At 71.1% G+C, this 3,989-nt stretch carries 1 protein-coding gene and 2 pseudogenes; all 3 read right to left on the bottom strand.

The features are described 5' to 3' along the window. Positions 1 to 92: pseudogene (locus AB0C76_RS41110) on the bottom strand (roadblock/LC7 domain-containing protein); the annotation flags it as partial. A gap of 10 nt (positions 93 to 102) precedes the next feature. Then, positions 103 to 3,342, bottom strand: a complete 3,240-nt coding sequence (locus tag AB0C76_RS41105; protein ID WP_359975828.1) for a nitrate- and nitrite sensing domain-containing protein — start codon at positions 3,340 to 3,342, stop codon at positions 103 to 105. Positions 3,343 to 3,887: 545 nt separating this feature from the next. Next, positions 3,888 to 3,989 (bottom strand): annotated as a pseudogene (locus AB0C76_RS41100) (ATP-binding protein); the annotation flags it as partial.

Raw genomic sequence — 3,989 nt, 5'->3', positions numbered from 1 at the left:
TCCGCGGAGACCACCACGGTGTGGGACACCCCGGGGGTGTTGTCCACGAAATTGGTGATCAGCCAGTTCAGGTTCTGTGCGGCCTGGCTCATCTGAGTCAACTCAACGCTCCTGGTGGTTCGAGCCGCCGAAGAGATCGGTGCTCCGGTTCTGTCCGTTGCCGGACTGGTCTACCTGATCGGGGTCGATCCGGAAGCTTCCGGTGTTGCCGGCGGTGCGGCCCTGCTCCACGCCGCGGCGCAGGTTCGTGAGACGGCCACGGACCTCCTCGGGGCTGCGGGAGACCTGCGGCCCGTCCTGCGGGGTGGGCTTGGCGTTGCCGGCCACCAGGTTCTGCTTGGGCACGCGGCGCGGCAGGCCGGCCTGGGTGGTGCCGGCGGACGAGGGCTCGCGCAGCTGCTCGGCCCGCTGCCAGGCGTTGTCGTTGGGCGACTGCCAGGCGGAGTTGGCGGTCGGGCCGGTCGGGCCGTAGCCGCCGAGCGCCGACACGTCGTGTCCGCGCGACTCGGCGGGCGACGAGGTGTCCTTGGCGCCGGCGAACCAGTTCGGGGTCTCGCCGTTGGCACCGGCGGGCGCGGGCGTCCCGACCGGGCCGCCGGTGGCCAGCTGCTGGCCGGGGCGGCGCTGCGGCAGCCCGGACGGCAGGGTGGCGGGGGCCTCGGCGGCGGGCAGCGCGGGCGGCTCCGGGGCGTACGGGTGGCCGGCCGGGGCGTCCTGGGCCTGGTGGGCGTACTGGTCGCCGGCGTAGCCGTCGTCGTAGCCCTGGTAGCCCTGGTCCTGGTAGTCCTGCTGCGCGTACTGGTCGTCCGCGTAGCCCGACTGGTCGTAGCCCTGCTGCGGGTACTGGCCGTACGCGTCCTGGCCGTAGCCGTCCTGCTGCCCGTAGCCGTCCTGCTGCCCGTAGCCGTACTGGTCGTCGGCGTAGGGCTGCTGGTAGCCCTGCTGCGGGGCGTACTGGTCGTAGCCCTGCTGCGGGTACTCCTCCTCGACCTCGGCGTCCAGGACCGGCTGCTCGGCGTCCCCGTACGGGGAGCCCTCCAGCGCGGCGCGGCGGACCTGGTCGAGGCGCTGGGAGCGCTGGACGGACTCCAGGGCCGGGCTGAAGCCGGAGGAGCCGGCGTTGCCGATGCCGGTGAGGTGGTCGTCGAAGCCCAGCTCGGCGGCGCTGCGGGTGCGGCCGTCGGGGGCCCACTCGGAGGTCGGCTCCTGCTCGGCGAAGATCCGCGAGACGGTGAACTGCTCCTCGGGCTCCGGCGCCGGGCCGCCCTTGGTGACGAACGGCGGGAGCATGACGAGCGAGGTGGTGCCGGCCGACTCGCCGGACGGGCGGAGCTGGACGCGGATGTCGTGCCGCTGGGAGAGCCGGCCGACCACGAACAGGCCCATGCGGCGGGAGATGGTGGCGTCGACCGTGGGCGGCTCGGCCAGCTTCTCGTTGATCTCGGCGAAGTCGTCGGCGGTGAGGCCGATGCCCTTGTCGTGGATCTCGACCAGCACGCGGCCGTCCGGCAGGCGGGTCGCGTTGACCAGCACCCGGGTCTGCGGGCTGGAGAACGAGGTGGCGTTCTCCAGGAGCTCGGCGAGCAGGTGGACGAGGTCGGTCACGGCGGCGCCGACGACCTCGACCTCCGGGATGCCGGACAGCTCGACGCGCTCGTACTGCTCCACCTCGGACGCGGCGGCGCGGAGCACGTCGACCAGCGGGACCGGGGTGTTCCAGCGGCGGCCGGCCTCCTCGCCCGCGAGGACGAGGAGGTTCTCGCCGTTGCGGCGCATGCGGGTCGCGAGGTGGTCCAGCTTGAAGAGGTTCTCCAGCTGGTCCGGGTCGGCCTCGTTGTTCTCCAGGTCGGTGATCAGCGCCAGCTGGCGCTGGATGAGGCCCTGGCTGCGGCGCGACAGGTTGGTGAAGATCGCGTTGACGTTGCCTCGCAGCAGCGCCTGCTCGGCGGCGAGCTCGACGGCCTGGCGGTGGACCTGGTCGAACGCCCGGGCGACCTCGCCGATCTCGTCCTTGCCGTGCAGCGGGATCGGGGTGACGGAGGTGTCGACCCGCTCGGGGTCGGTCTTGGAGAGCTTCTCGACGAGGTCCGGCAGGCGGTTGTCGGCGATCTCCAGGGCGGCGTTGCGCAGGGTGCGCATGCCGAGAATCATCGAGCGGGCGACGTAACCGGTGAGCAGCCCGGCCAGGATGAGCGCGGCGACGACGATGACCGTGTTGAGGATGGCGTCGTAGAGCGCGTTGTCCTTCAGGTCGCGGGAGTCCGTGAGCACGTCCTCGAGCAGCTGGACTTCGGTGTTCCGCAGGGCCTGGATGTGGGTCGCGGCGGCCTGGTTCCAGTTCTCCGGGGTCAGACCGGCGTCCTTGGCCTCCTTGAAGGCGGCGTCGGCGGCGGCCTTGCCCTTCGTCTGGCCGTCGGCGGCGGCCTGGCTGTAGGCGGCGGCGAGGTTCAGCAGCGACTGCATGGTCGGCGCGCGGCCGTCGGGCATCTTGTACGCCGAGCGGTCCTGCGCGGTGGTCAGGGCGACCTGCGCGTCGGCGTACTTCTTCGCGTCGACCGGGTCGCTACCCGTGGTGAACTCGGTGATCGCGGTCTGTTCCAGCTTCTCCGAGACCAGGATCTGCTCGGTGAGGTCCTGGTTCTCGTAGCGGGTCACGGTGTTCGACCCGATGCCGACCAGCAGGTGCAGCATGAGGGCGCGCTGGGTCGAGGCCGAGGCCTTGGCCAGCGACATGGCGTAGATCGCGCGGCCCTTGCTGGTGGCGTTGCTGGAGCCGAGGCCGACCGAGTTGTCGAAGGCCAGCAGCGGCGCGAACAGCGTCGAGTAGGCGTCGGCGGTGGCGCTGGCGAACAGCTCCTGGCCGTACGCGTTGGCGCGCAGGTGCGGCAGGTTGACCACGAGGTCCTGGAAGGCCTGGTGGCGGCGCGGGAGCTCGCCGGACTTGTCGGACGCGTCGTAGGCGGCGTTGTACGCCTTCAGCGCGGCGTCCGTGGTGGCGCGGGTCTTGGCGACCGTGCCGTCCGGGTCCTGCTTGGTGAGGATCGGTATCAGCGTCTTGTCGCGCTCGTTCTCGAGCGCCTCGGCGAGTTCGGTGGCCGCCTTGGCGAGCTCGGCGGTCTTCTCCGCACGGGACGCCTTGATGTAGCCGTCGACCGAGGTGTTCACGCGGAGGCCGCCGAACACGAGGCTGATGATGACCGGGATCAGGAGGATCGCGATCAGACGCGTCGGCACGCGCCAGTTGCGCGGCCTGAGGAAGTCGTAGCGGCTGGAGCTCTCGGAGCCCGTCGAACCCGTGGAGCCGCCGCTGTGGGGCTCCTTCGGGCCGACCGCGGGCTTCACGGGCTGTGGTGCCTGTGAGCGCTCCTCGGTCGGGGTGAACGCGGAGAATCCGGCCGATTCCGTTGCGGTACCGTTCGGCTCGCTCTGGCGGGGCTCGGAGCGCCGCTGCGGGGCGGGTTGCTGCTTACGCCTCACTCGACAACTACCTCTCGGCCGACAGCCGGCCATGGATCAATCCAGCGCTGCCCCGGGCCACGGTCCGCCGCCGGTGGGCCGGGCGGAAAAAGCTACAGGGGTAGCTGGAATTTCAGCACGTGCAGGGATGGGGGACAAACAGACCTCGGATGCCGCCCGCGTCGGCACAATCCGGACATTCGCCGACATGACGGCGCAAAACTGTGGTCTTCTGGCGCTGAGTGACGTGATTCAGCCACGCAGCGTCACTGTTGATCACAAAATGCCTACCGAACTGTTATCCACCGCTTATGAGCGGGTCTTGCGTGGTGCCCCCGCCGGACACCCGCCGGTAAGCGGCGCCGCCCCGGCGGACCGTCCTGCCGACGGCCCGCCGGGGCGGGGGTGTCGCTCGCGCCCTCGCGGTCCGGTCAGCGGAGCCGGGCGAGGAGGGCGTGTTCGACGAGGGTGATGAGGGCGCTCTTGGCGCTGTCGCGGCGGCGGGCGTCGAGGGTGATGACGGGGGTGTCGGC

The organism is Kitasatospora sp. NPDC048722 (assembly GCF_040650235.1).
Taxonomy (GTDB): Bacteria; Actinomycetota; Actinomycetes; order Streptomycetales; family Streptomycetaceae; genus Kitasatospora.
This window is presented reverse-complemented; position numbering and strand designations above follow the sequence as displayed.